We start from the raw sequence: 24,137 nt of genomic DNA, 5'->3' as shown, positions 1-24,137 counted from the left end.
GGGTCAATCCTGCCACTCGATGCAGTCACCACCCGCCCGCTTGGCACGGTACAGCGCCTTGTCCGCGCGTGCATACCAATGCTCCCAGCGACCTTCGTCGCCCCGACCCTCGATCATGCACGCACCGATGCTGAGCGTGGTCATCTGCGGCAGCTGGCTGTGCGTGCGCACCAACATGCGCGCACTTTCCGCGATGTAGCCGGTGATCCGCGCCGCTTCCTCGCGGCCATGCCCGCGCAGCAGCAGGCAGAACTCGTCACCCCCCAGCCGGCAGGCGATGTCATTGGCCCCCGCAACCGCCCGCAACAGGTTGGCCACGCATTGCAGGACGCGATCACCGGCCAGATGGCCGTGGCTGTCGTTGACATCCTTGAAACGGTCGCAATCCACCAGGATCAGGACGTGCCCGCCGAGGCTGCCTTCGCTGAGGCAACGATCCAGATGCAGGCCGAAGCCACGCCGATTGGTGAGGCCGGTCAGCTCGTCGGTACGCGCCAGCGCTTCGGACTGGTCCAGCAGGCTGGTGGTGGAGCGCAGGGAATCCAGCGCCCCCTGCAACTCCCGATTGCGATGGCGCAGGCGGGCGATCAGGGCCTGCTCGTTCAGCACCACGCGCATAATGGCGCGGCGCAGGAATTGCGCCAGCAAATGCGGATCCCGCTTGGCGAGGATCTCGAACTCGTCGTGCCCCAATTCCAGCAGTTCGCTGTTCTCGGTGACGATGGCATCGGCGCTGCGCAGGTGATCACCGATCAGCAAGCCCAGCTCGCCGAAAAACGCGTGCGGCTCCAGCTGCTTGCCGACCAGATCGTCACCGAAGTCGAGGGCGACGCCTCCGTTCGACACCACGTACATGGCATCGCCGGCATCGCCGCGACGGAACAGCCACTGCCCGGCGTTGACCCGGCGCTTCCTGCCGACCTGCGCGAACATGGCGTACTCGTCGGCATCCAGTGCCGAAGCACTGGACTCGCCGCCAGCACGATCCCTCACGAAATTCGCCAACGAAGCCACGCCTTCCCCTGCAAGCCATCCGGCCCGTCCAATGCCCGGAATATAGCACCGCTCCGGCAAGAATAGGGTCGCCCCGGAAGCACCCTCGCCGCGTGCTCCGGCGAGGGCGACGGCGGCCATCAGGCAGCGGCGCGGGTGCCGTGGAATTGCTCTTCCTCGGTGCTGCCCTTCAGCGCCACGGTGGAGCTCTGCCCACCCTGGATGGTCTGGGTCACCGTGTCGAAATAGCCGGTGCCGACCTCGCGCTGGTGCTTGACCGCGGTGAATCCACGCTCGGCGGCGGCGAATTCCTTTTCCTGCAGCTCGACGAAGGCGCTCATCTGGTGGCGGGCGTAGCCATGCGCCAGTTCGAACATGCCGTAATTGAGCGCGTGGAAGCCGGCCAGGGTGATGAACTGGAACTTGTAGCCCATCGCCCCCAGCTCACGCTGGAACTTCGCGATGGTGGCGTCATCGAGGTTCTTCTTCCAGTTGAACGAGGGCGAGCAGTTGTAGGCCAGCAGCTTGCCGGGGAACTTGGCGTGGATGGCCTCGGCGAATTTGCGGGCGAACTCCAGGTCCGGCTTGCCGGTTTCGCACCAGACCAGGTCGGCATGCGGCGCATAGGCGAGTCCTCGGCTGATCGCCTGCTGCAGCCCGCTGCGGGTCTTGTAGAAGCCCTCGACGGTACGCTCGCCGGTGCAGAATGGTTTGTCGTTGTCGTCCACGTCCGAGGTCAACAGATCGGCGGCCTCGGCATCGGTGCGGGCGACGATCAGGGTCGGCACGCCGCAGACATCCGCCGCGAGGCGTGCGGCGGTCAGCTTCTCCACCGCCTCGCGGGTCGGCACCAGCACCTTGCCGCCCATGTGCCCGCATTTCTTGACGCTGGCCAGCTGATCCTCGAAATGCACGCCGGCGGCGCCGGCCTCGATCATTGCCTTCATCAGTTCGAAGGCATTGAGCACGCCGCCGAAGCCGGCCTCGGCATCGGCCACGATCGGCTGCAGGTAGTCGATGCTGTTGTCGCCTTCGGCATGGTTGAGCTGGTCGGCGCGCAGCAACGCGTTGTTGATGCGCTTGACCACCAGCGGCACCGAATTGGCCGGGTACAGCGACTGGTCGGGATACATCTCGCCGGCAACGTTGGCATCGGCGGCCACCTGCCAGCCCGACAGGTAGATCGCCTTCAACCCGGCCTTGACCTGCTGCATGGCCTGGTTGCCGGTCAGGGCGCCCAGCGCATTGACGAAGTCCTCCCGGTGCAGCGACTTCCACAGCTTCTCCGCGCCCAGCCGCGCCAGCGAATGCTCGATGTGCACGGTGCCGCGCAGGCGCACCACGTCCTCGGCGGAATAGCTGCGGGTGACGCCGGCCCAGCGGGTGTTGTTGGCCCAGTCGAGATTGATCTGTTCGGCGGTCGGAAGCGGGTTCTTCATGGTCGTCCTCGTGGCGGTCAGGAATTGAATGGGAAAGCGGAATCAGTCGATGCGTTCGTAGGCCGGCAAGGTCAGGAAATCGGCAAGATCGTCGGCATGGGTGAGGCGGTCGAGCAGGCCGATGGCTTCACCCACATGGCCGGCGCCGGGCAGGTCGGGAATCCGCGCCAAGCGGCTCGGCAATCCAATCAAGGTGCGATCGAGCAGGACGAAATCGACCGGCGTGCCGTCGTCCAGCGCCAGCGGCTCGCCGCCGTCATCAGTGAAATGCAGCCATTGCCAGAGCTGGGCGCGGGCGATCTCGGCGGTGGCGGCGTCTTCCATCAGGTGGTGGATCGGCACGCAGCCGTTGCCGTCCAGCCACGCCGCCAGATAGCGCACGCAGACCTCGACGTTGTTCTCGAAGCCGGCACGGGTGATCGTCCCGGTCACCGGCGCGATCAGGTCGTCACGTTCCACCTCCACGTCCTCGCGCAGAACGTGCTTCTGGTTGGGGCTGCGCATGCGCGCATCGAAGATTTCCTTGGCCAGCGGAATCAGCGCCGGATGCGCCACCCAGGTGCCGTCGTGGCCGGCGGTGACCTCGCGCAGCTTGTCGACGCGCACCTTGTCCAGCGCCGCCACGTTGGCCGCCGCATCGCCATTGATCGGGATCTGTGCGGCCATGCCACCCATCGCATGGGCGCCGCGGCGGTGGCAGGTCTTGATCAGCAGTTCGGAATAGTTGCGCAGGAACGGCCGCGTCATCCCGACCTGGCCACGCTCCGGATACACCCGATCACGGTGGCGACGGAAGGTCTTGATGCAGGAAAAGATGTAGTCCCAGCGTCCGCAGTTGAGGCCGACGATGCGCGCTTTCAGCGCGTGCAGGATTTCGTCCATTTCGAACGCGGCCGGCAGGGTCTCGATCAGCACGGTCACCTTGATCTGCCCCTGCACCAGGCCAAGCCGCGCCTCGATGAAGCCCAGCACCTGCTCCCACAGCGCCGCTTCCTCCATCGACTGCAGCTTGGGCAGGTAGAGGTAGGGGCCGCGATCCTTCCCCGCGAGCGTGGCGGCGTTGTGCAACGCAAACAGGCCGATATCGAACAACGCCGCCGACATCCGGGCGCCATCGACGCGCACGTGCTTCTCGTCCAGATGCCAGCCGCGCGGACGCACGATCAGCACCGCCTGCTCGGCTTCTGGCTTCAGTGCGTAATGCTTGCCGGTCTCGGCGGTGAACGCCAGGGTTCCCGCCACCGCCGCCTGCAATGCCAGCTGGCCCTCGATCAGATTGGCCCAGGTCGGGCTGGTGCTGTCCTCGAAATCGGCCATGAAGCAGTTCGCGCCCGAGTTCAGCGCATTGATCACCATCTTCGGGTCAACCGGCCCGGTGATCTCGACCCGACGATCACGCAGGGCGGCTGGCGTCGCTGCCACCGTCCAGTCGCCGGCCCGGATCGCGGCCGTGTCAGCACGGAAGTCCGGCAGGGCACCGGCGTCGAAGGCGGCCTGACGGACTTGGCGCGCCGCCAACCGGGCGTGGCGCGTCGCCTCGAAGCGCCGATGGAGGTCCGCCAACAGGTCCAATGCCGTCGGCGTCAGGAGCCGGTCCTGTTCCGGGTGCTGGCGGGTGACGTCCACGCCCGATTCCACGCGTTCTTGCAGCACTGCCGACATCGATCGCTCCATCCAAGGCTGGGTGGTCACCATCCGCTGCCGTCTGGTATTTGACAAACCAGATTTATCAATGCAAAACATCAATTTTCTAAATACTCAAAGAAAATCAATGGCCGATATCACCTCTTCGGCGCTGCGCTTCGCGTACAAGGGCTCCCGCCTGAAGCCCTTGCGGGCGTTCTGCCAGATCGCCCGGCTCGGCTCGATTTCACGGGCCGCCGAAGCGCTCTACCTCAGCCAGCCCGCGGTTTCGCTGCAATTGCAGGCACTGGAACGCGAGCTGGGCGCAAGGCTGCTGGAGCGCAGCGGGCGCAGGCTGACCCTGTCGCGCGAAGGCGAACTGCTCTACGACATGGCACGGCCGCTGGTGGAAGGCCTGGACAACCTTGCCGCGAGTTTCCGCGAGCAGGTGCGCGGCCTGGATGCCGGCGAGCTGCACGTCGCCGCCGGCAGCTCCACCATCCTCTACCTGCTGCCGCAGTTCGTGGAGGCATTCCGCAAGGCGTACCCGGACGTGCGACTGAGCCTGCACAACGTCACCGGCGCCAGCGGGCTGGACCTGCTCCGCAATGACGGCGTGGACCTGGCGGTGGGCTCGATGCTGGATGTCCCGGCCGACCTCGCCTACACCCCGGTCTACCGCTTCGAACCGATGTTGATCACGCCACCCGACCACCCGCTGGCGCACAAGCAGGAGTTGCGGCTGGAGGATCTGTCCCCGTACGGCCTGATCCTGCCACCCAAGCGCCTCACCACCTACCGATTGGTCGATCTCGTGTTCCAGCAGAACCGCGTGCCCTACACCGTCGCGCTGGAAGTCGGTGGCTGGGAAGTGATCAAGCAATACGTCGCGATGGGCCTGGGCATCAGTATTGTCACCGCGATCTGCCTGACCGAGGCCGACCGCCAGCGCCTCGCCGCGCGCTCGCTGGCGCGCTGGTTCCCGTCACGCAGTTACGGCATCGTCATGCGCAAGGGCAAATACCTGAGCAAACAGGCGCGCGCCTTCATCGACCTGATCCACCCGCAGGCGCTGGCGCCACGGCAATACGACGAAACCGGGCATTCGGAGCGCTGAGCAGATGCGCACTCAATCGCCCAGCAAATTCCCGATCAAAGCCGCATGGCGGCCGGCCTGCAGCGGACGACGCAGGCGGCTGGCGACGACGATGGCACAAGCCTCGTCGACCGCGGTGTCGAACACGTCATTGACGATGACGTAATCGAACTCGTCGTAATGCCGCATCTCCTCGCGCGCGGCCGCGAGCCGGCGCTGGATCACCGCCTCGGAATCCTGCGCACGCTTGCGCATGCGCTCTTCCAGCGCCGCCTTCGACGGCGGCAGGATGAAGATGCTGAGTGCGTCGGGCACCTTGGCGCGTACCTGGCGGGCGCCCTGCCAGTCGATCTCCAGCAGCACGTCCACGCCTTGGGCAAGCAGCGGCTCCACCGCCTGGCGCGCCGTGCCTTTCCAGTCACCGTGCACGTTGGCGTGTTCGAAGAAATCACCGGCGGCGATCATCGCTTCGAACTCGGACGCGCTGATGAAGTGGTAGTCGCGCCCGTTCACTTCAGCAGGGCGCGCGGGGCGTGAGGTGTAGGACACCGACAGCCGCAAGCCCGGATCGCGCGCCAGCAGCGCCCGCACGATGCTGGATTTTCCGGCACCGGAGGGGGCGGCGATGATGTAGAGGGTTCCGCGCATGGGCGTCATCCTTGCTTGAAGAACAGGCATCCTCGCGTGGCTTCGCCGACACATTCCTGCATCGAAAGCGAAGATACGCGAGCAAGCGGCTTATTCAATGTTCTGGATCTGTTCGCGGATCTGGTCGATCAAGACTTTCAGCTCAACCGCCGCGTTGCTGGTGCGCGCGTCCACCGATTTGCTGCCCAAGGTGTTGGCCTCGCGATTGAATTCCTGCAACAGGAAATCCAGCCGTCTGCCGACCGGCTCCCTGCCGCCCTTCAAGATGCGGCGCAGTTCGGTCAGGTGACTGCCGAGACGATCCAGCTCCTCGTCGACATCGAGCTTCTGCAGCCACAGCACCAGCTCCTGTTCCAGCCGCCCGGGTTCCAGCGCGGTACCGAGATCCGCCAGCCTCGCTTCAAGCTTTTGCCGTTGGCCCGCGCGTATTTGCGGCACCAGCGTGCGTACTTCACCCACGATCCGCTCGATGGCATCAGCGCGATCGCCGATGACTGCCGCCAGCTTGCCGCCCTCGCGCTGGCGTGCGGCGGTGAAATCGTCGAGCACGGCATCCAGCACCGCCAGGGTCTCGCGCTGCAAGGCTTCGCCATCGATGCCACGCGACTGCAACACGCCGGGAAACTGCAGCAGATCGGCGAAGCCCACCTGCATCTGCGGGAACCGCGACCCCAGCCGCGCGGCCAGCGCACCCAGCCGATCCACCAGCGCCTCGTCGACCTGCAAGGCATCGCCAACACTCGCCACCCGCAGGCGCAAGACCAGATCGAGCTTGCCGCGCGACACCCGCGCTGCCACCCGTTCACGTAGCTGCGGTTCGAACGCCCGCAGTTCCTCGGGCAGGCGCAGGCCCAGCTCGAGGAAACGATGGTTCACCGCGCGCAGCTCACCGGAGAGCACGCCAAATTCGGTGGCGCGTTCGCCTGCGGCGTAGGCGGTCATGCTGCGGATCATGCGAAGTCCGGGGCCGTCGGGATGTGAATGGTAATCTAGCGCCCCGCGGTCTGCCGGTTCCCCCCATGTCCTTCGCCCGTCCCAGCGGTCGCGCTGCCGACCAACTGCGCACCGTCTCCATCCAACGCGGATACACCCGCCACGCCGAAGGTTCGGTGCTGGTGAGCTTCGGTGACACCCGCGTGCTGTGCACCGCCAGCGTCGAGAACAAGGTACCGGCGTTCATGCGCGGCAAGGGCGAGGGCTGGGTGACCGCCGAATACGGCATGCTGCCGCGCGCCACCCACACCCGCAGCGACCGCGAGGCGGCACGCGGCAAGCAGGGTGGGCGCACGTTGGAAATCCAGCGCCTGATCGGTCGCAGCCTGCGTGCCTGCGTGGATCGCGCCCTGCTGGGCGAACGCACCATCACCCTCGATTGCGACGTGCTGCAGGCCGACGGCGGCACCCGCACCGCGGCAATCACGGGCGCCTACGTGGCAATGGCCGATGCGGTGCAAGGGCTGATCGACCGTCGTGAGATCAAACTGCCTGCCAATGGCCGTACGCCGATCTTCGGCGCGGTGGCGGCCATTTCGGTCGGCGTCTACAACGGCACGCCGGTGCTCGACCTCGACTATTCCGAAGACAGTCAGTGCGACACCGACATGAACGTGGTGATGAATGACGGCGGCGGCTTCATCGAGTTGCAGGGCACGGCCGAAGGCCATGCGTTCCGGCGCGACGAGCTCGATGCGCTGTTGGCGCTGGCGGAAAAGGGCTGCGGCGAATTGTTTGCGGCGCAGCAGGCGGCGCTGTCGATGTAGGAACGCACCGCAGGGGCGCGATCAAAGCGCGTATCGCGCCCTTGCGGTGCGCTCCTACGGTAACGATAGAACCATCTCATGAAACTGGTCCTGGCCTCCTCCAACCAAGGCAAGCTCACCGAACTGCGCGACCTGCTGGGCAGCGGCTTCACCCTGCACGCGCAATCCGAATTCGGCGTGACCGACGCCGAGGAAACCGGCGCAAGCTTCATCGAGAACGCCATCCTCAAGGCCCGCCATGCCGCCCGGATCAGCGGCTTGCCCGCTATGGGCGATGATTCCGGCCTGTGCGTGGACGCCCTCGACGGTGCGCCAGGCCTGTATTCCGCCCGCTACGCTGGCACCCATGGCGACAGCGCGGCGAACATCGACAAGCTGCTGCGCGATCTCGATTCGACCCCGGATGACGCTCGCAGCGCCCGCTTCGTCTGCGTGCTGGCCCTGCTGCATCAGCCGGATGACCCGATGCCGCTGATCGCCCAAGGCGTGTGGGAAGGCCGCATCCTGCGCACACGCCACGGCGAGGGCGGATTCGGCTACGACCCGGTGTTCTTCTCACCGACGCACGGCTGCAGCGCGGCGGAATTGCCGGCGGCGGTCAAGAATCGGGATTCCCATCGCGGCATCGCACTAGCACGCCTGCGCGACCTATTGGCCTAGCGGCACGCCACGCCCGACGCCGCGCCTGCCTGCTGCGCACTCCTACAATGGCGCATGCTCACCCTCCCGCCGCTGTCGCTCTACGTCCACCTGCCGTGGTGCGTGCGCAAGTGCCCGTATTGCGATTTCAACTCGCACCAGCGGCGTGGCGCGCTGCCGTTCGAAGCCTATGTCGATGCCCTGATCGCCGACCTCGAATTCGACCTGCCTCTGGTGTGGGGCCGGGTGGTCCATAGCGTGTTCTTCGGGGGCGGCACGCCATCGCTGTTCCCGCCCGAAGCGATCGACCGTTTCCTGCAACTGGCCAGCGCCCGCCTGCGCTTCGCGCCCGGCGCCGAGATCACCCTCGAAGCCAATCCGGGCACGCTGGAACATGGTCCCTTCCCGGGTTATCGCAAGGCCGGCGTCAATCGGCTCAGCATCGGGGTGCAGAGTTTCGATGACGATTGCCTGCAGCGGCTGGGCCGCATCCATACGCGTGGTGACGCCGCCGCAGCGGTCAAGGCGGCGCAGGATGCAGGTTTCGACAACATCAACCTCGACCTGATGTATGCGCTGCCGGGGCAATCCCTGCCGATGGCGCTGTCCGATCTCGAACAGGCGCTCGCGCTTGCTCCCACCCACCTCAGCCACTACCAGCTCACCCTGGAAGCCGGCACCGCCTTCGGCGCCCGTCCACCCACCGACATCCCCGACGAGGACCACGCCTGGGATATGCAGGAGGCCTGCCAGGCCCGGCTGGCACAGGCCGGCTTCGACCAGTACGAGATCAGTGCCTACGCCCGCGCAGGGCGCCGCTGCGAGCACAACCTGAACTACTGGGGCTTCGGCGATTACCTCGGCATCGGCGCCGGCGCCCACGGCAAGCTGAGCCTGCCCGCCGAAGGGCGCGTGCTGCGGCGCTGGAAGCAGAAGCTCCCCAATACCTATCTCGCCAATGCCGGGAGCGCCGCAGCGATCGACGGCGAGGAAACCCTCAGCCCGCAGCGGTTGCCGTTCGACTTCATGCTCAACGCCCTGCGGCTGAACGATGGCGTCTCGCTGGCCAGCTTCGAGGCCCGCACCGGGCTGCCGCGTACCGTCCTTGATGATCGGCTTGCCGTTGCCCGCGAACGCGGCTGGCTTGCCGATGACCCGGACTGGTTGCGCCCCACCCCGCTGGGGCTGCGCTTCGCCAACGATGTGATCGGGCTGTTCCTTGACTGAGGTTACGCTTGTTCAGTATTCCCGGCCGACTCTGTTAGGACATGGCATGCGCTGACACGTCGCCGATGGACCGGATCAGCGTGGCCACGAGCCGACTTGGATTGAATATCTGCCCCGATGGGTGCAGGATCCGTTTTTGATCATGGCATCGGCATGACAGACGCTGGGGGGCGTTGATGGCGGCGACAGGCACTGGCTCCATGGATGGCAAGGCAGCCTCGCCGCCACTTTCACGCCGGGCGCGCAGCGTGTTGGACCACCTGCACGTGGAGGTGCATGCATGGCTGGACTACCGCCTGCAACGGGTGGTCGAAAGTACCGAGATCGCGCTGACCGAACGGGTGACCAACGAAGACCCGGCCTTGGAAGCGGCTCGACTGGTTTCACTGCGCAACCTTGGCACAGGCAGCCCGGCTTTTGTCCAACGCTTCCTCGCCCATGTCGAGCGCGCGTTCCAGTCACCCCGCAGCAGCGCCGCACAGGAAGCCGATGATCTGGTCAGGGCGTTTGCAACCCTGAGCCTCAAGGACGAGGACAGCGATGCCGCTCTTGAAACCGAACTGATGGAATCCACGGCCAATCGCCTGGTGTTGCGCAACGGACTTGCCTTGCAATTGCTGGGACAGCGCTTCGGTGTACTGGCGCGCACGCCAGCGTTCGAGCCCGAAAGCCTGCCGCTGGGGCCGACCGTCCTGCGCGAAGGGCTCGTCGATGCGGCGGAGGCATTGGATCTCTCCCCCCCGGCGCGAATGCAGTTGTTCCAGCAATTCTGCAAGGCCATGATCGATGCCTATCCCAGCCTACTGGACGACTGCAACACCAACCTGGCGCACTCGGGAATCCTTCCTTTCCTGAGCTTTGTGCCGATGCGCCGACCGCCAGCCACGAGTTCGGGAAGTTGGGTGACGGACGAAGAAACAAACGTGCTGGCTGCACCGGTCCCGCCACCCGCAATCGAGGACATCACCGCAAAGACCGTGGCGCGCGTCCGCTCCGCCCAGCGCGCGCCGATCGATGCCAGTTTCGCCACCCTGCAATCGCTGCTGCAGCGCAGGCGAGCGGTCCTGGCGAAGCTTCGCCCATCATCGCAGGCGACCGCGGAGCGCGAAAAAACCTTCACCCCACTCGCCCATGAAGACGTGGTGGATGCGCTCAAACGCCTGCGCGCCAGCAATACCCGCGCCGAGAACGTGCAGGAGTACCGCCAGATCCTGCTGGCCCAGGCGCGCCAGCAACATGGTCGTGGGGTGGCGTTGTCGGAGTCAGACGAGGACAGTTTCGACTTGCTGGCGCTGTTCCTCGCTCAACTCAAGAAGGGCCTGCGACGCACCAGCCCCGGCCATGCATTGATGGACAAGTTGTTCTTGCCGATGGTGCTGTCCGCGGTCCGCGACCCAAACTTCTTCACCGACGGCAAGCATCCTGCGCGGGAATTGCTGGATGCGGTGTCGCTATCGGGCGCGCGCTGGCTTGCCGAAGACGACCTCGATTCGCAATGGCTCGGCCTGCTGCAACGCGCGGTCGCTTCGGTGCAGAATGATCGCGAGGGCAGCCCGGAGTCGATCGCGGAGTCCAACCGGACCCTGCAATCCGGCCTGCAGACCCTGTTGCGCAAGGCCGAGATGGCCGAGCGCCGGCAGGTTGATGCCGCGCGTGGGCGCGAACGCCTTGCCATCGCCCGCATGTGCGCCGGTGATGCCATCACCGCGCTGCTGGATGGACGCACGCTTCCCGAGTTCCACGACGTGTTCATCCACCACGCATGGGCCGACGTCCTGTCGCTGGCGTATCTGCGCAGCGGCGATGAGTCAGATGCCTGGCGCGATCTGCTGGAAAGCACCCGCAACATCATCGAGACCGGGCTCGCCAGCATCCCCAATTCGCTGCCCAACGCCAGCCTAGCGAGAATCTCGGCAGCGCTGGCGCAAGTTGGCTACCACGACGAGGAAGCAGCTGCGATCTCCCGCGTGCTCAATGCAGGATCGCATGCAGGCGAGCTTGATTCCGATCGGGCACAACTGCTTGGAAAACTCGGCTCACGCGCGCGCCTTGGCGAAGACAGCCTCAGCCGCAGTGAAGAAGAGCAAGACCTGCAGCATCCTGCGGTGCAGCAGGCCTACGACAGGCTGCGCAATGCCGAAATGCCGGCGTGGATCGAATTCACCAACGATCCCGAGCATCCGCTCCGGAGGCGCCTGGCGTGGATCGGCGAGGCGTCCGGCCAGGCGCTGCTGGTCAATCGCCGGGGCATGCGTGCGGAGGACGCCACCCTGGTCGGGTTGGCGCGCAAGTTGGCCACCGGCGATGCGCAATTGCTCGAGGGCGATGTCACGCCGGCGAAATCGGCCTGGGAGTCCACCCTGGAGGGCCTGCAACCACTGGCGCACGGTCACGACAAGGCCCAGGGCGAGGACATGAACGATGGGCATTGAACAGCGCCGCAATCCCCGTCGCGTCGTCGAAGGCCGCATCGATGTCTACGACACCATCGCCGAATGTTCGGCGGGTATCCTGGGCGATGTTTCCTCCGGCGGCATGCTCCTGATCGCCAGCAGTCCCTTGCCCGACGACGCCTTGTTCCAGTTCCGTTTCAGCCTTCCGGACGGTGGCCGCATGCTGCCGACGGTCGAAGTGGGTGCACACGTGCTGTGGCAGGCGCCTGCAGGCGCTCCGGGGCAGCATTACGCAGGAATGCGGTTCATCGGCCTGGAGCCTTCGGTGGCACGCATGCTGAAACAGTGGTCGGAGACGGGCCTCTGACGGGCTGCCGTTCCAGGTTCGACAAACACGGCTTGACGCGCCATTGCAGCTTCCTGCGGCAAAATGGGCAATCCCAGCAGGCGCCCGCCCATGACCCGGTCCGATCTCGCATCGCTCTACCCGGCCCACTTGGCCGTCCTCGCAACGCGTGCCGATGAGGCGCTGCAGCGCTGCCAGCGCGACCACCTGGTCATCCCCAGCGGCAACCTGCACCTGCGGGCGTTCGATGACCTCGAATATCCCTACGCGACCAATCCCCAGTTCAAGGCCTGGCTGCCGCTGACCAATGCGCCCGGCAGTTGGCTGGTGATCACGCCGGGGCAGCGACCGAAACTGCTGTTCCTGCAACCGCACGACTACTGGCACGTCGTACCTGCATCGCCTTCCGGCTATTGGGCGGCGCATTTCGACATCATCGTGATCCGCACCGCCGAGGAAGCACTGGCGCACCTGCCCGGCGATCCAGCCCGCTGCGCCATCCTCGGCGAACCGCACAGCGCGCTCGGTGGCTTCAGCCCAGACAACCCGCCTGCGGCGATGGCCTATCTCGATTACCACCGCGCCTTCAAGACGCCGTACGAAATCGAAATGATGGCCGCCGCCAACCGCACCGCGGTGCGCGGCCACCACGCCGCGCTACGCGCATTCCGAGCAGGTTCCAGCGAATTCGGCATCCACATGGCGTACTGCCAGGCCGCCGGGCAGGACAGCACCCGGCTGCCCTACGGCAACATCATCGCGCTCAACGAACATGCCGCGGTGCTCCACTACATGACGCAGGATCGTTTGCCGCCGAGCCCACTGCGCAGCTTCCTGATCGACGCCGGCGCCGACCACGGCGGCTACGCGGCGGATGTCACCCGCACCTATTCGGCGCACGAAGGCGACGATTTCGCAGCCTTGGTGCGTGCCGTTGATGACGCCCAGCAGGCGCTGGCGGCACGCGTGCGTCCCGGCCTTGATTACCGCCAGCTGCACCTCGACGCGCACCTCGCGCTGGCCGGCGTGCTCGGTGATGCCGGCGTGCTGCGCATCGACGCCGAGGAGGCGGTCGCACGCGGCGTATCACGCGCGTTCTTCCCGCACGGGCTGGGCCACGGCATCGGCTTGCAGGTCCACGATGTCGCCGGCTTTGCGGCGTCGGATGCCGGCGGCACGCTGGACAAGCCCGACCGGCACCCCTACCTGCGCCTGACCCGCACCCTCGCCCCGGGCATGGTGGTCACCATTGAGCCAGGCCTCTATTTCATCGACATGCTGCTGGACGAGCTCAAGGCCAATGGCCTTGGCGACACCGTCGATTGGGATCGAATCGACGCGTTCAAGCCATTCGGCGGCATCCGCATCGAGGACGACGTGGTGTGCACCGAGGATGCACCACGCAACCTCACCCGCGAGGCGTTTGCAGCCGCCTGACGCGACCGGCTGACGCGGCCAACTCAGGCCGTCGCACGGGCGGAGGCCATGCAGGCCTCCACCTCGTCGGCACTGCGCTCCAATGCCGCGCTCAGTACCCGGTGACCGCTGCGGGTCACCAGCACGTCGTCCTCGATGCGAATGCCGATGCCACGCCATTTCGCCGGCACGTCGGTGGCGTCAACGGGAATGTAGAGCCCCGGTTCGACGGTGAACACCATGCCCGGCTCCAGCAGCCGCGATGCACCATCGATCCGGTACTCGCCCACGTCGTGCACATCGAGGCCCAGCCAGTGCCCGGTCTTGTGCGGATAGAAACGCGTGTACGCCTCGCTCGAAACCACAGCCTCCAGACGGCCCTGGAGCAAGCCCAGCGACAGCAGGCCGTCACAGAGCGTGACCACGGCTGCCTCGTGCATCGCCGCAAAGGGTTTCCCCGGCCGTGCCTGCGCAAGCGCCGCTGCCTGCGCCTTGCAGACCAGGTCGTGCAAGGCGCGCTGCTCCTTGCTGAAGCGTCCGTTGGCCGGGAACGTGCGCGACACATCGGCCGCATAGCCGCGGTATTCCGCACCGGCGTCGATCAGCACCAGATCCCCCGCATGGATGCGGCTGACGTTGGCGCCGTAATGGAGGACGCAACCATTGGCACCGGTGCCCACGATACTGGCGTAGGCCGGTTGCGCACCGCTGCGGCGGAATTCGCGCTCGATCTCGGCCTGCAGGGTGTATTCGTGTTGGCCCGGCCGCACCGCGGCCATCGCCGCGCGATGCGCCGCAACCGTGATGTCCACCGCGTGCTGAAGCAAACGGATTTCGGCCTCCGACTTGAACAGCCGCTGCTCGTCGAGCAGGTGGCCCAGTTGCAGGAATTCCTGCGGTGCGCTGCCGCTTGAACGCCCGCGCAAGCGATTGACCCAGCCGATCAGCTTGAGGTCGAAACCGGCATCGAGGCCCAACTGGTAATACACCCGCGCCCGCCCTTCCAGCAGGCCGGGCAGGATGTCGTCGATGTCGGAGATCGGATAGGCATCATCGACACCCAACGCCTCACCGGCACGTTCCGGCCCCAGCCGTGGCCCGTCCCAGCCCTCGCGCGCGGGGTCCCGATCGCGGCAGAACAGGATCGCCTCGCCGTGCTTGCGCCCAGGCACCAACGCCAACACCGACTCCGGCTCGAGGAAGCCGGTCAGGTAGTAGAAATCCGAATCCTGCCGATAGGGATGCAGGGTGTCACGACTGCGCACGCGCTCGGGTGCGGCGGAGATCACCACGATGGCTCCATCGCCGGTTGAGCCCATCAGTTGCGCGCGCCGAGCCGCGTGGATCCGCTGCCATCGGGCATTCAAGGCCTGCACGCCAGACCCGACTCAGTGCAACCGGTGGCGCTGATGCGAAGCCATCGTGCAATCCGCATGCAGGAGCAACACCGCGACCCGGAGGTATTCCTCGATCTCTCCGAGTGCTTCTGCATCGTCCCGATCGCCCTCATCCTCCATTTGCGAGGACGCAAGATTGCCGACGTCGCGAAGCGCCTCCTGTCCTTCATCCGACAACGCCGGATTACCCGCAGCCAAGCCAAATCCGCCCAGGAATCCGCGGCACCATGAAAACAATGCCTCCGCGCGCACGGAAATCCGAGCATCCTCAGGGAGAAGCAGTTGGAAGCCGAATTGCGGATCTTCCAACTGGTCCGCGCTGGCCTTGCGCAGGCGATCGAGCACGTCGCCGTCAGTCGTCAGTGGCAAATCGGCATCCGCCATGACCGAACGCAGCCAGTCGTCCGCGCTCCCGCCGCCACCAGCCAGCCAGCCGCACAAGGCCCCATGCAGTTCTGCTGGCGTGTTGGCCAGCGCCAGCTGTTCGATGGCCGCAGCGACTTCCGACCAGTCCGGCAATCCATCGACGTCCACCCCAAGCCTCCTCGAACTCCTTTCCAAGTGTAGCAATCGATCCCGCACCTTGTTGCCGCAATGCGCCTGCGCCTACACTCGGGCCAGGGGATCGGCTTCCCGCCCCCGGTGCCCGCTGCGCACCGACAGTCAGGCCAACCGACCGCCCACGCCACCACCTTGAACGTCTCAATCGCCTCGCTGCTGGTCCTGTTGCTGTCATCGCTTGTCCTTGCGCTGGCATGGCTGGCGATCGCCAGCCATCGACGCCGCGAATCCGACCTCCGCCGGTTCAACGATGAACTGGAGGGACGTGATCGGCAGCTTCGGCTTGCGCTGTGGGCGTCGGATGAGATGTATTGGCAATACGATCTGCGCAGCAAGCATCTGGAACGTGTTCGGATCGTTTCCGTTGGCGACAACGAACTGGAGGCGCGCTTCGATCTGGACCGCGACACCCAGATCCATCCAGAAGACCTGCCGCGGGTACTCGACCAATTGCGCTCCTACCTGCGCGGGCATGCGCCGATGATCCAGCTGGAAGTGCGGTTTCGCGGCGAAGGCAACCAGTGGCAGTGGATGCGCGCACATGGCCGCGCAATCGCACACGACGGCAACGGGCACGCCATCCGGGTCGCCGGGACTGCACGCAACATCGGCACCATGCGCGAGCTGGAAAGCCAGCGCGAGATCGCCGCGGGGGTCTTGCGCAACATGGCCGAATCAGTGGCGGTAATGGACTCTGACTTCCACTTCATCACGGTCAATCCGGCCTTCACACGCATGAGCGGATACGACGCCCACGAAGTCGAAGGCAGGGATGCCAGCCTGCTCAACGGAAGCCAGCACGAACCGGAGTTCCACGATCGCGTGCGGGAGGAAATCCGCACCCGCAGCCACTGGACAGGGGAAATGTGGCAACGCCGCAAGGACGGTGTCGACTTCCTGTGCTCAATGCAGTGCACCACGATCGAGGATCCGGGAACCCGCGAACGCCGCTACGTGATGGTGGCAAGCGACATCACCGAGAAACGCCGTCTCGAGCACGAACTGCGCTTTCTCGCCAACTTCGATCCATTGACCAATCTCCCCAACCGCACCCAGCTTTCCGACCGCCTTGCGCGCGCAATCATGCAGGCGCGCCAGTACGAGACCCGGGTTGGCCTGCTGTTCCTCGACCTCGACAATTTCAAGGACGTCAACGATTCCTTGGGCCACGCCATAGGCGATCGCGTCCTGCGCGCCGCTGCCCAGCGGATCCTGGACGCGGTAGGCGCGGAGCGGACCGTCGCACGCATCGGTGGTGACGAATTCACCGTGGTGGTCGAGAACATCCTCGAACCCGAACAACTCGATGACATCGCCCAGGACGTGATCGATGCATTCGACGAACCGCTGCGACTGGACGATAGGTTCGAGTTCACGATCTCGCCATCGATCGGCATCAGCCTGTTCCCTGACCACGCGCAGGTTCCAAGCGACCTGCTCAAGCAAGCCGACACCGCCATGTACCAGGCAAAGTCCATCGGCAAGCGCACTTTCGCCCGCTACGCCGACTCGATGGACAGCGACAACCGCCGCCGCGCCAATCTCATCTCTGCGCTGAGGCGCGTGCTCGAGCGCGGAGAACTGCACTTGGTTTACCAGCCGCAGCTGATTCTCGGCGGCGGAAGCAGTCGCGTCGGCGCCGTGGAAGCATTGTTGCGTTGGGACAGCCCGGAATTCGGGACGATTCCGCCCTCGCAATTCATCCCGCTGGCGGAAGAAAGTGGCCTGATCGTACCGATCGGCGAATGGGTGCTTGACGAAGCCTGTCGCACCCTGTCCAGCTGGCGGCACATGGGGATCGACAACCGTCTGGTGATGGCAGTCAACATCTCGGCGATGCAACTGTTGCGAAGCGACCTCCCGAATAGCGTGCGCAAGGCTCTGGATGAAAGCGGCCTGCCGCCCTCGTCGCTGGAACTGGAGTTGACCGAAAGCGTGCTGATGAGCAATGCCGAACTCGCACGCGAACGTCTGCAGGCCTTCCAGCATATGGGCGTATCGATCGCGGTCGACGACTTCGGAACCGGCTATTCATCGCTGGCCTATCTCCACCGCCTGCCGATCAACACCCTCAAGATCGACAAGGCCTTCATCGACGGCCTGGCCTCCGGCGAAGACAGTGAAGACGACACCATCACCACGACGATCATCGCGATGGCGCGCACGCTCGGGCTGCAAGTGGTGGCCGAAGGCGTCGAAACACCCGAACAGATGGCTTTCCTGGAGCAACGCGCCTGCGACCTTGCCCAAGGCTACTGGATCTCGCGCCCACTGCCGGCCGATGCCTGCCTGAGGTTCCTGCTCGGCGACCGTGCCCCGGCAGTGATCCCGGCCGATCGGCTTGACCCCGACACGACCCCCGCCTAATGTGCCCCGATGGACACGCGCGACCTGCCCACCGAACTGCACAAGCTGCTCGCACGGATCGACCTGTTGGCGGAGCGCATGCGTCGGCTGCAGGAGGAAAATCGCGGCCTGCGCCAGCAGGTTGAGCAGATGGGTAGCGAGCGCGCCCAGTTGCTGGCCAAGCAGGAGCAGGCACGCAGCCGGGTCGAGGCGATGATCAGCCGGCTGAAATCACTGGAGCAGCACACATGAGCGAGCCGGTCACCGTTCGCATCCTCGACCGCGAATACACGGTTGGCGTCAGCGACGAGGAGCGTGCCGGACTCGCTGCGGCAGCGCGCATGTTGGATGCACGAATGCGCGATTTGCGCGGTGGCAACAAGTTGGTCGCACCGGATCGTCTCGCTGTATTGACCGCACTCAACCTCGCCCACGAACTCCAGCAGGCCCAGTCCGGACCGAGCACGGACGCCGGCAATGCCCTTGCGCTCATCGACGCAGCCAACCACAAGCTCGACGCACTGCTGGCAGCGGCGCCCTGAACGCCGCCCGGCACCGTGCACGAGAGCTGTCACACAAGCCCGCGCAGTGAGGTATATTGGAGCGGCTCTCTGCCGTGTGCGACAGCGTGCGCAACATTTGCCTTGTCCCTAGATGACGACCCAGGGGATGCAAAAGTTGCCGGGAGTGCAAGTCCGCCCGTGAGCGGAACGCCCGATGGCCGCTGCGCGTTCCCACTTGAACCGTTGGTTCAAGGTCGTTACGTACGCATCGCCTCGGCGGAGGCCTTTTCCTCGGCATCTCCGGACACCCCGCGCGTGAACCCAAGCCCCGATCGCGCGACCCTGCGCGCTGCGTTGCGAGAGCGCCGTCGTGCGCTGACTGCGGCACAACGCATTGCCGCCGCCGAAGCACTGGCCGAACGCATCCTCGAACTGCCGTTCTTCCCGCAGCATGGTTGCGTCGCCGGCTATTGGGCCGTCGATGGTGAAATCGGCCTGCATGTCTTGCAGTTGCACCTGCCGCCAACCCTGACCTACTGCCTGCCAGTGCTGCACGCGGACGGCAGTTTGCGATTCGCGGAATGGCGCACCGGTGCGCCGCTGGTCGAAAACCGCTTCGGCATTCCCGAACCCGACGTGGCACCGGAGGCCTGCCGCAGCGCGGCCGAATTGTCCCTGCTTCTGGTGCCACTGACCGGCTTCGACGCCGCCGGCAACAGGCTGGGCATGGGCGGCGGTTGGTACGATCGCAGCCTCGCCTTCCGCCGCGAACGGCCCGCACCGCCATGGCTGGTCGGTGCCGCCTACGCGACCCAGTGCACCGAACAGATCCCGGTCGAGCCCTGGGACGTGCGCTTGGACGCTATCTGCAGCGAAGACGCCACCTGGATCGCGGAGGAGCCCCAATGAGCACGCGCCGCCGCTACTGGATGATGAAATCCGAACCGGATGCGTTCTCGATCGACGATCTGGCGCGGGTCGGCACCGAGCCATGGAACGGCGTGCGCAATTACCAGGCGCGCAACTTCATGCGCGACGGCATGCGTGTCGGCGACGGGGTGATGCTCTACCACTCCAATTGCACCATGCCCGGCATCGCCGGGATTGCGCGGGTGGCGAGCCACGCCTATCCCGACGAAACCCAATTCGATCCCAAGTCGCACTACCACGACCCCAAGGCCACCCGCGAACAGCCGCGCTGGTTCCTGGTCGACGTCGCCTTCGAACGCAAACTGGAACGCCTGATTCCACTGGCGACGATCCGCGAACACAGCGACGCACTCGGCGAAGGCTTCGCCCTGACCGCGCGCGGCAGCCGGCTGTCGGTGTTCCCGGTCACCGCTGCACAGTGGAAACTGCTGCTCTCCCTCGAATGATCCCAGCGAACTTCCCCATGTCCGAAGCCAAGCAACGCGCCGCCCAGAAAGCCATCGACTACCTGGAAGACGACATGATCGTCGGGGTCGGCACCGGCTCCACCGTGGCCTACTTCATCGACGCGCTGGCCGCGTGGAAAGGCCGCATCCGCGGGGCAGTCTCCAGCTCCGAACGCAGCACCGCGCAACTCAAGGCACACGGGATCGACGTCATCGACCTCAATGCCGCCGGACCGCTGTCGCTGTACGTGGACGGCGCCGACGAATGCGATCCGCACAAGCGACTGATCAAGGGCGGCGGCGGCGCGCTGACCCGCGAAAAGATCATCGCCGAGGCCAGTGCAAAATTCGTCTGCATCATCGACCCAGCCAAACAGGTCCCACTGCTGGGCACCTTCCCGCTGCCGGTCGAAGTGATTCCGATGGCGCGCAGCCTGGTCGCCCGCAAGATCCTAGCCCAGACCGGTGGTCAGCCGGTCTGGCGCGAGGGCTTCGTCACCGACAACAGCAATGCCATCCTCGACGTGCACAACCTGCGCATCGTCGATCCGGTTGGGCTGGAACGCGAACTCAACCAGATCCCGGGCGTGGTCTGCGTCGGCCTGTTTGCCCGTCGTGCCGCCGACGTGGTGATCGTCGGCGGTGAGCCAGTCACGGTGCTGTAGAGATCAATAGGGTAAGATCAATAGGGTCAGAGTCATTGATTTCTGGCCTCTTTGAACGCCGCCGACTTTCTATCCCCACCCCGTCCTGACGGCACCGGTCGACGGCCCGTCCTGGCTTCGATCTGCGCCTTGAAACGATCACCTCCCAGCACCCAAGCCTTGTTCGTGGCTTCCCGAATCGCCGTCAAATCCCGCTCCGGCATCCGCCCACGAAACAGCGCGCGGTAGGCGGCCTGTCGCTCGACATCGGTCTTGCCTAGGCGGTAGTACAGCGGATGCGACGTCAGCAATGCAATCGGCTTGCCCAAGGCGTTGCCGTGGTAGCTTGACCACGGGTATTCCGACGCATGCTCCACCATGCTGGCTCGCACCGGATTCAGCTCGATGTAGCGGTACACCGTCAGCAGATAATTGTCGGCATCCACCAGCGTCGACTTGTACCGCCCCTCCCACAAGGTGCCGCTGCGGCCATGGGTGTAATTGAAGTATTGCACGTACTTCCGGCCCAAGGCCTGCATCATCCGGCTGGCGCCCCACTCGTCGCCGGGCGTCAGCAACAGGTGAACGTGATTGGTCATCAACACGAATGCGTGGATGGCCACCTGCTGCTTGATCGCCGCATCCTTCAGGAAGGCCAGGTAAGCCTTGTAATCCGCCTCAGCGTAGAAACAGGCCTCGCGGTTGTTGCCGCGCTGGATCACATGCTGGGCACATCCGGGGAGATGGAGCCTGGGCAATCGAGCCATCGAGGATCTCCTGATACACAAAGCAAAGGTACGCTTACCAGCAGAGAAAAAATCAATGACTCTGACCCCATTGATCTCCGTAAAAATTGAACCGGCCGGTATGTTATAATTGCCGAACTGAGTAGTCCACTATTTATGCCATGCAACGCACCACACCCTCCAAGAGCGCGACCCCCGGTCGACCGAAGGACCCCGCCAAGCGCGCGGCCATCCTTGTCGCGGCCACCCGGCTATTCCTGCTGGAGGGCTTCGAACGGGTCAGCATGGACCAGATCGCAGCCGAAGCCGGCGTCTCCAAACTCACCGTCTACAGCCATTTCGGTGACAAGGACGGCCTGTTCGCCGAAGCCGTGCGCGCGCACTGCGAACACGGCATGCCAACGAGGTTGTTCGACCCCCGACCGGGCGTGCCGCTGAAGCGCCGCCTGACCGAGATCGGCACCGCCTTCTGCGCGATGGTGATGAGCCCCGAGGCCATCGCCGGCTTCCGCATCCTGTGCTCGCCGCAGGCAATGGCCAGCGGCCTGCCGGCACTGGCGTGGGAGGCTGGACCCCGACGCGTGCAAGAGGCCTTCGCCGCCCTGCTGGAGCGGCGGATCGCCCGTGGCGAATTGGAGATCGACGACCCGGCGATGGCGGCCACCCACTTTTTCACCCTGCTCAAGGGCGAACCCCATGCCTGCGCCCTGATCGGCGTGAGCTGCTGCAAGACCCTGCCAACACCCAAGGCCCACGTCGCCAGCGTGGTCGATCTTTTTCTGCGCGCCTATGCCCGGCGCTGAACGGCAGCCGACCTGCACCGGGGGCGATGACTTCCGGCACGCGTGCTGGTGTACCAGCACGCTCAAACTGCGGAGCAATTGACGGGGCCCCATTAGAATTGACGACCCGCCATACAACGACCTACCGACATGAACATCGACCTCGCACGCGCCCGCGAAAACATGGTGGAACAGCAGATCCGTCCTTGGGATGTGGTCGACGGGCGCGTGCTCGACACGCTCGCCAGCCTGCCACGCGAAGCCTTCGTGGCCCCGGCCCTGCGCAGCCTTGCCTATGCTGACATCGCGCTTCCCATCGGCCACGGCGAGACCATGATGAAGCCGGTGCTGGAAGGCCGCTTGCTGCAGGCACTGCTGCCGGGCGCGGAGGAGAGCGTGCTGGAAATCGGTACCGGCAGCGGCTATCTCACCGCCTGCTTGGCCCGGCTTGCACGCGAAGTCATCAGCCTCGAACGCCATGCCGACCTCGCTGATGCGGCGCGTGTGCGCCTGTCGGCCCAGGGCATTGCCAATGCCACCGTCCACGCCGCCGACGTGTTCGCCGGCACCCCGGATCGTCGCTTCGACGTGATATGTGTCACTGGCGCCGTGGCGGAGTTGCCATCACAGTTCGTCGAATGGCTCAATCCGGGTGGCCGTCTGTTCCTGGTCCGCGGCCATTCACCGGCAATGGAGGCGGTCGTGGTGCACCGCGAGGTCAACGGCAGCCGCGTCGAATCGTTGTTCGAAACCGATCTCCCGTACCTCGCGGGTGCCGAGCCGGTGCCTGCGTTCACCCTGTAAACCGAAGGAATCGCGTCATGCTGCGTCATCCCCTTGCCATCGCCCTGGTCCTCGCCCTCGCCCCGTTCGCGGCGCAGGCGGACGATCTGATGCAGAGCTACCAGAACGCACGCAACAGTGACCCGCAATTCGCCCAAGCCGAATCCGCCCGCCTGATCTCCGCCGAACGGCCGGTGATCGCGCGCTCGGTGCTGCTGCCCCACATCAGCGGCTCGATCGGCACCACCCGTTACAGCAACGGCAGCGGCAACGGCCGCACCGGGTCCTGGGGCCTGAACCTGTCGCAGACCCTGTTCGACTACGGCGACATCAGCGCACTGCGTGGTGCCAAGGCACAGGACCGCGCTGGCGGCTATACGCTGGCAGCGGCCGGGCAAACCCTGATCACCCGCACTTCGGCGGCTTACTTCAACGTGCTGGTGCAGATGGAAACGCTATCGGCAGCAGAGGCGGCGGAAGCGGCGGCCAAGAAGCAGTTCGACTACGCCAGCAAGCGGCTGGAAGTCGGCCTTGCTCCGATCACCGACGTCCACGAAGCGCGCGCCCAGTACGACGGTGCCCGCGCCAACACCATGCTGGCGCGCAACGCGGTTCAGGACGCTTACCAAGCGCTGCTTGAAATCACCAATGCGCCGGTCAGCGTGCTCAAGGGCCTGCCTGACGACTTCACGCCGGCCCTGCCGGCGCAACGCAGCGCCGCCGATTGGGTTGCCGAAGCCATGGCGTCCAATCCCACCCTGCAGGCACAGCAAGCCAGCCTCGAGGCCGCCGAGGCCAGCGTCGCCACCGCCCGTGCTGGCCACTATCCGACCGTCGGGCTGTCTGCCAGCTACGGCAAGGCGATCACCGGCCTGTACGATCCGGCGTTCATCGGCCCCAACCACGCCTCCACCAGTGTCGGCTTGAGCATCAGCATTCCGATCTTCTCCGGCTTTGCCGTCCAGTCGAACGTGCGCAGCGCGCTGGCACAGCGCGACAGCGCCGCCGAGGCTGTCGAACAAACCAAGCGTGCGATCGAGCGCAGCACCCGCAGCGCCTACCAGGCAGTGGTCACCGGCATCAGTGAAGTTGAAGCACGGCGACTGGAGGTGGTGTCGGCGCAGAGCGCCTACGACGCCTCGCAGGTGGGGCTGGAAGTCGGCACCCGCACCGTGCTCGACGTCCTGAACAACCAGCGCACGCTGTTCTCGGCCCAGCAAGCCTATGCACAGGCCAAATACAGCTTCCTCCAAAGCAGGCTGCTGCTGGAACAGTCCGCTGGCTCCCTCGACGTGGCCGACCTCGAGGACATCAACCGCCTGCTGACCTCCGACAAACCGATCCAGGCAGGTCTGGCTTCACCCTGATCCGATCACAAGGAGATTGCTGATTTCCATCGTCGTCCCCGCGAAAGCGGGG

Annotated in this window: 24 protein-coding genes and 1 other RNA gene; 17 read left to right on the top strand and 8 right to left on the bottom strand. The window is 65.4% G+C overall.

The window, feature by feature from the left end:
- Nucleotides 1-3 precede the first annotated feature (3 nt).
- The 3 genes from IT472_RS02245 to aceB form a co-directional block, all read right to left on the bottom strand.
- Nucleotides 4-1,005: a GGDEF domain-containing protein gene (locus IT472_RS02245; RefSeq protein WP_297177721.1), complete on the bottom strand. Its 1,002-nt coding sequence runs from the start codon at nt 1,003-1,005 to the stop codon at nt 4-6.
- A gap of 128 nt (nt 1,006-1,133) precedes the next feature.
- Nucleotides 1,134-2,432, bottom strand: coding sequence for an isocitrate lyase (gene aceA / locus IT472_RS02240; RefSeq protein ID WP_297177718.1), 1,299 nt, complete (start codon nt 2,430-2,432; stop codon nt 1,134-1,136).
- Between the two features lie 42 nt (nt 2,433-2,474).
- Nucleotides 2,475-4,094, bottom strand: a complete 1,620-nt coding sequence (gene aceB / locus IT472_RS02235) for a malate synthase A (protein ID WP_343231799.1) — start codon at nt 4,092-4,094, stop codon at nt 2,475-2,477.
- Nucleotides 4,095-4,203: 109 nt separating this feature from the next.
- On the opposite strand from aceB, the gene IT472_RS02230 reads away from it, so the two are divergent.
- Complete coding sequence (locus IT472_RS02230; protein WP_297177715.1) at nt 4,204-5,172, top strand: LysR family transcriptional regulator; 969 nt, start codon at nt 4,204-4,206, stop codon at nt 5,170-5,172.
- Between the two features lie 12 nt (nt 5,173-5,184).
- Here the strand turns inward: IT472_RS02230 and gmk are convergent, their stop codons facing one another.
- Together gmk and IT472_RS02220 are read right to left on the bottom strand one after the other, a co-directional pair.
- Nucleotides 5,185-5,799 carry a guanylate kinase gene (gene gmk / locus IT472_RS02225; RefSeq protein ID WP_297177713.1) on the bottom strand — a complete coding sequence of 205 codons (615 nt, stop codon included), beginning with the start codon at nt 5,797-5,799 and terminating at the stop codon, nt 5,185-5,187.
- Between the two features lie 90 nt (nt 5,800-5,889).
- A complete protein-coding gene (locus tag IT472_RS02220; RefSeq protein ID WP_297177711.1) occupies nt 5,890-6,753 on the bottom strand; it encodes a YicC/YloC family endoribonuclease in 864 nt (287 codons plus the stop codon).
- Nucleotides 6,754-6,818: 65 nt separating this feature from the next.
- Here IT472_RS02220 and rph point away from each other — a divergent pair, with 65 nt between their 5' ends.
- The 6 genes from rph to pepQ all read left to right on the top strand — a co-directional run bounded on the left by rph (nt 6,819) and on the right by pepQ (nt 13,601).
- Complete coding sequence (gene rph / locus IT472_RS02215) at nt 6,819-7,559, top strand: ribonuclease PH (protein WP_297177708.1); 741 nt, start codon at nt 6,819-6,821, stop codon at nt 7,557-7,559.
- A 78-nt stretch (nt 7,560-7,637) separates the two neighbouring features.
- Nucleotides 7,638-8,219: an RdgB/HAM1 family non-canonical purine NTP pyrophosphatase gene (gene rdgB, locus IT472_RS02210; protein ID WP_297177705.1), complete on the top strand. Its 582-nt coding sequence runs from the start codon at nt 7,638-7,640 to the stop codon at nt 8,217-8,219.
- 54 nt (nt 8,220-8,273) lie between these two features.
- On the top strand, nt 8,274-9,425 hold the full coding sequence (gene hemW / locus IT472_RS02205) for a radical SAM family heme chaperone HemW (RefSeq protein ID WP_297177702.1): 1,152 nt from the start codon (nt 8,274-8,276) through the stop codon (nt 9,423-9,425).
- 200 nt (nt 9,426-9,625) lie between these two features.
- Nucleotides 9,626-11,857 (top strand): DUF1631 family protein, encoded by a 2,232-nt coding sequence (locus IT472_RS02200; protein ID WP_297177699.1) that lies wholly within the window; start codon nt 9,626-9,628, stop codon nt 11,855-11,857.
- Nucleotides 11,847-12,185 carry a PilZ domain-containing protein gene (locus tag IT472_RS02195; RefSeq protein WP_297177696.1) on the top strand — a complete coding sequence of 113 codons (339 nt, stop codon included), beginning with the start codon at nt 11,847-11,849 and terminating at the stop codon, nt 12,183-12,185. The genes IT472_RS02200 and IT472_RS02195 overlap by 11 nt, the downstream gene beginning before the upstream one ends.
- Nucleotides 12,186-12,275: 90 nt before the next feature.
- The gene (gene pepQ, locus IT472_RS02190) at nt 12,276-13,601 is read left to right on the top strand and encodes a Xaa-Pro dipeptidase (protein WP_297177694.1); all 1,326 of its coding nucleotides are present in this window, start codon (nt 12,276-12,278) and stop codon (nt 13,599-13,601) included.
- A 23-nt stretch (nt 13,602-13,624) separates the two neighbouring features.
- Here pepQ and IT472_RS02185 read toward each other — a convergent pair whose 3' ends face one another.
- Together IT472_RS02185 and IT472_RS02180 are read right to left on the bottom strand one after the other, a co-directional pair.
- Nucleotides 13,625-14,956: an aminopeptidase P N-terminal domain-containing protein gene (locus IT472_RS02185; protein WP_297177691.1), complete on the bottom strand. Its 1,332-nt coding sequence runs from the start codon at nt 14,954-14,956 to the stop codon at nt 13,625-13,627.
- A gap of 12 nt (nt 14,957-14,968) precedes the next feature.
- Nucleotides 14,969-15,496, bottom strand: coding sequence for a UPF0149 family protein (locus tag IT472_RS02180; protein ID WP_297177795.1), 528 nt, complete (start codon nt 15,494-15,496; stop codon nt 14,969-14,971).
- A gap of 174 nt (nt 15,497-15,670) precedes the next feature.
- Here IT472_RS02180 and IT472_RS02175 point away from each other — a divergent pair, with 174 nt between their 5' ends.
- The 7 genes from IT472_RS02175 to rpiA all read left to right on the top strand — a co-directional run bounded on the left by IT472_RS02175 (nt 15,671) and on the right by rpiA (nt 20,428).
- Nucleotides 15,671-17,905: an EAL domain-containing protein gene (locus tag IT472_RS02175; protein WP_297177688.1), complete on the top strand. Its 2,235-nt coding sequence runs from the start codon at nt 15,671-15,673 to the stop codon at nt 17,903-17,905.
- Nucleotides 17,906-17,914: 9 nt separating this feature from the next.
- Nucleotides 17,915-18,136: a TIGR02449 family protein gene (locus IT472_RS02170; RefSeq protein ID WP_297177685.1), complete on the top strand. Its 222-nt coding sequence runs from the start codon at nt 17,915-17,917 to the stop codon at nt 18,134-18,136.
- On the top strand, nt 18,133-18,426 hold the full coding sequence (locus IT472_RS02165) for a cell division protein ZapA (protein WP_297177682.1): 294 nt from the start codon (nt 18,133-18,135) through the stop codon (nt 18,424-18,426). Before IT472_RS02170 ends, IT472_RS02165 begins: the two co-directional genes overlap by 4 nt.
- Nucleotides 18,427-18,489: 63 nt before the next feature.
- A non-coding RNA gene (ssrS, locus tag IT472_RS02160) (6S RNA) lies at nt 18,490-18,673 on the top strand.
- Between the two features lie 29 nt (nt 18,674-18,702).
- Nucleotides 18,703-19,296: a 5-formyltetrahydrofolate cyclo-ligase gene (locus IT472_RS02155; protein WP_297177679.1), complete on the top strand. Its 594-nt coding sequence runs from the start codon at nt 18,703-18,705 to the stop codon at nt 19,294-19,296.
- Nucleotides 19,293-19,763 (top strand): EVE domain-containing protein, encoded by a 471-nt coding sequence (locus IT472_RS02150; protein WP_297177676.1) that lies wholly within the window; start codon nt 19,293-19,295, stop codon nt 19,761-19,763. Before IT472_RS02155 ends, IT472_RS02150 begins: the two co-directional genes overlap by 4 nt.
- Nucleotides 19,764-19,780: 17 nt before the next feature.
- A complete protein-coding gene (rpiA, locus tag IT472_RS02145; protein ID WP_297177674.1) occupies nt 19,781-20,428 on the top strand; it encodes a ribose-5-phosphate isomerase RpiA in 648 nt (215 codons plus the stop codon).
- A 32-nt stretch (nt 20,429-20,460) separates the two neighbouring features.
- On the opposite strand, the gene IT472_RS02140 is transcribed toward rpiA, so the two are convergent.
- On the bottom strand, nt 20,461-21,174 hold the full coding sequence (locus IT472_RS02140; protein ID WP_297177671.1) for a transposase: 714 nt from the start codon (nt 21,172-21,174) through the stop codon (nt 20,461-20,463).
- A gap of 140 nt (nt 21,175-21,314) precedes the next feature.
- Between IT472_RS02140 and IT472_RS02135 the strand changes: the two genes are divergently transcribed.
- The 3 genes from IT472_RS02135 (at nt 21,315) to IT472_RS02125 (ending at nt 24,085) form a co-directional block, all read left to right on the top strand.
- Nucleotides 21,315-21,956 (top strand): TetR/AcrR family transcriptional regulator, encoded by a 642-nt coding sequence (locus tag IT472_RS02135; protein ID WP_297177669.1) that lies wholly within the window; start codon nt 21,315-21,317, stop codon nt 21,954-21,956.
- A gap of 129 nt (nt 21,957-22,085) precedes the next feature.
- Nucleotides 22,086-22,739: a protein-L-isoaspartate O-methyltransferase gene (locus tag IT472_RS02130; RefSeq protein WP_297177667.1), complete on the top strand. Its 654-nt coding sequence runs from the start codon at nt 22,086-22,088 to the stop codon at nt 22,737-22,739.
- A 17-nt stretch (nt 22,740-22,756) separates the two neighbouring features.
- The gene (locus IT472_RS02125; protein WP_297177665.1) at nt 22,757-24,085 is read left to right on the top strand and encodes a TolC family outer membrane protein; all 1,329 of its coding nucleotides are present in this window, start codon (nt 22,757-22,759) and stop codon (nt 24,083-24,085) included.
- Nucleotides 24,086-24,137: the final 52 nt, after the last annotated feature.

This window comes from Thermomonas sp., from assembly GCF_020850895.1.
Lineage (GTDB): Bacteria > Pseudomonadota > Gammaproteobacteria > Xanthomonadales > Xanthomonadaceae > Thermomonas.
This window is presented reverse-complemented; position numbering and strand designations above follow the sequence as displayed.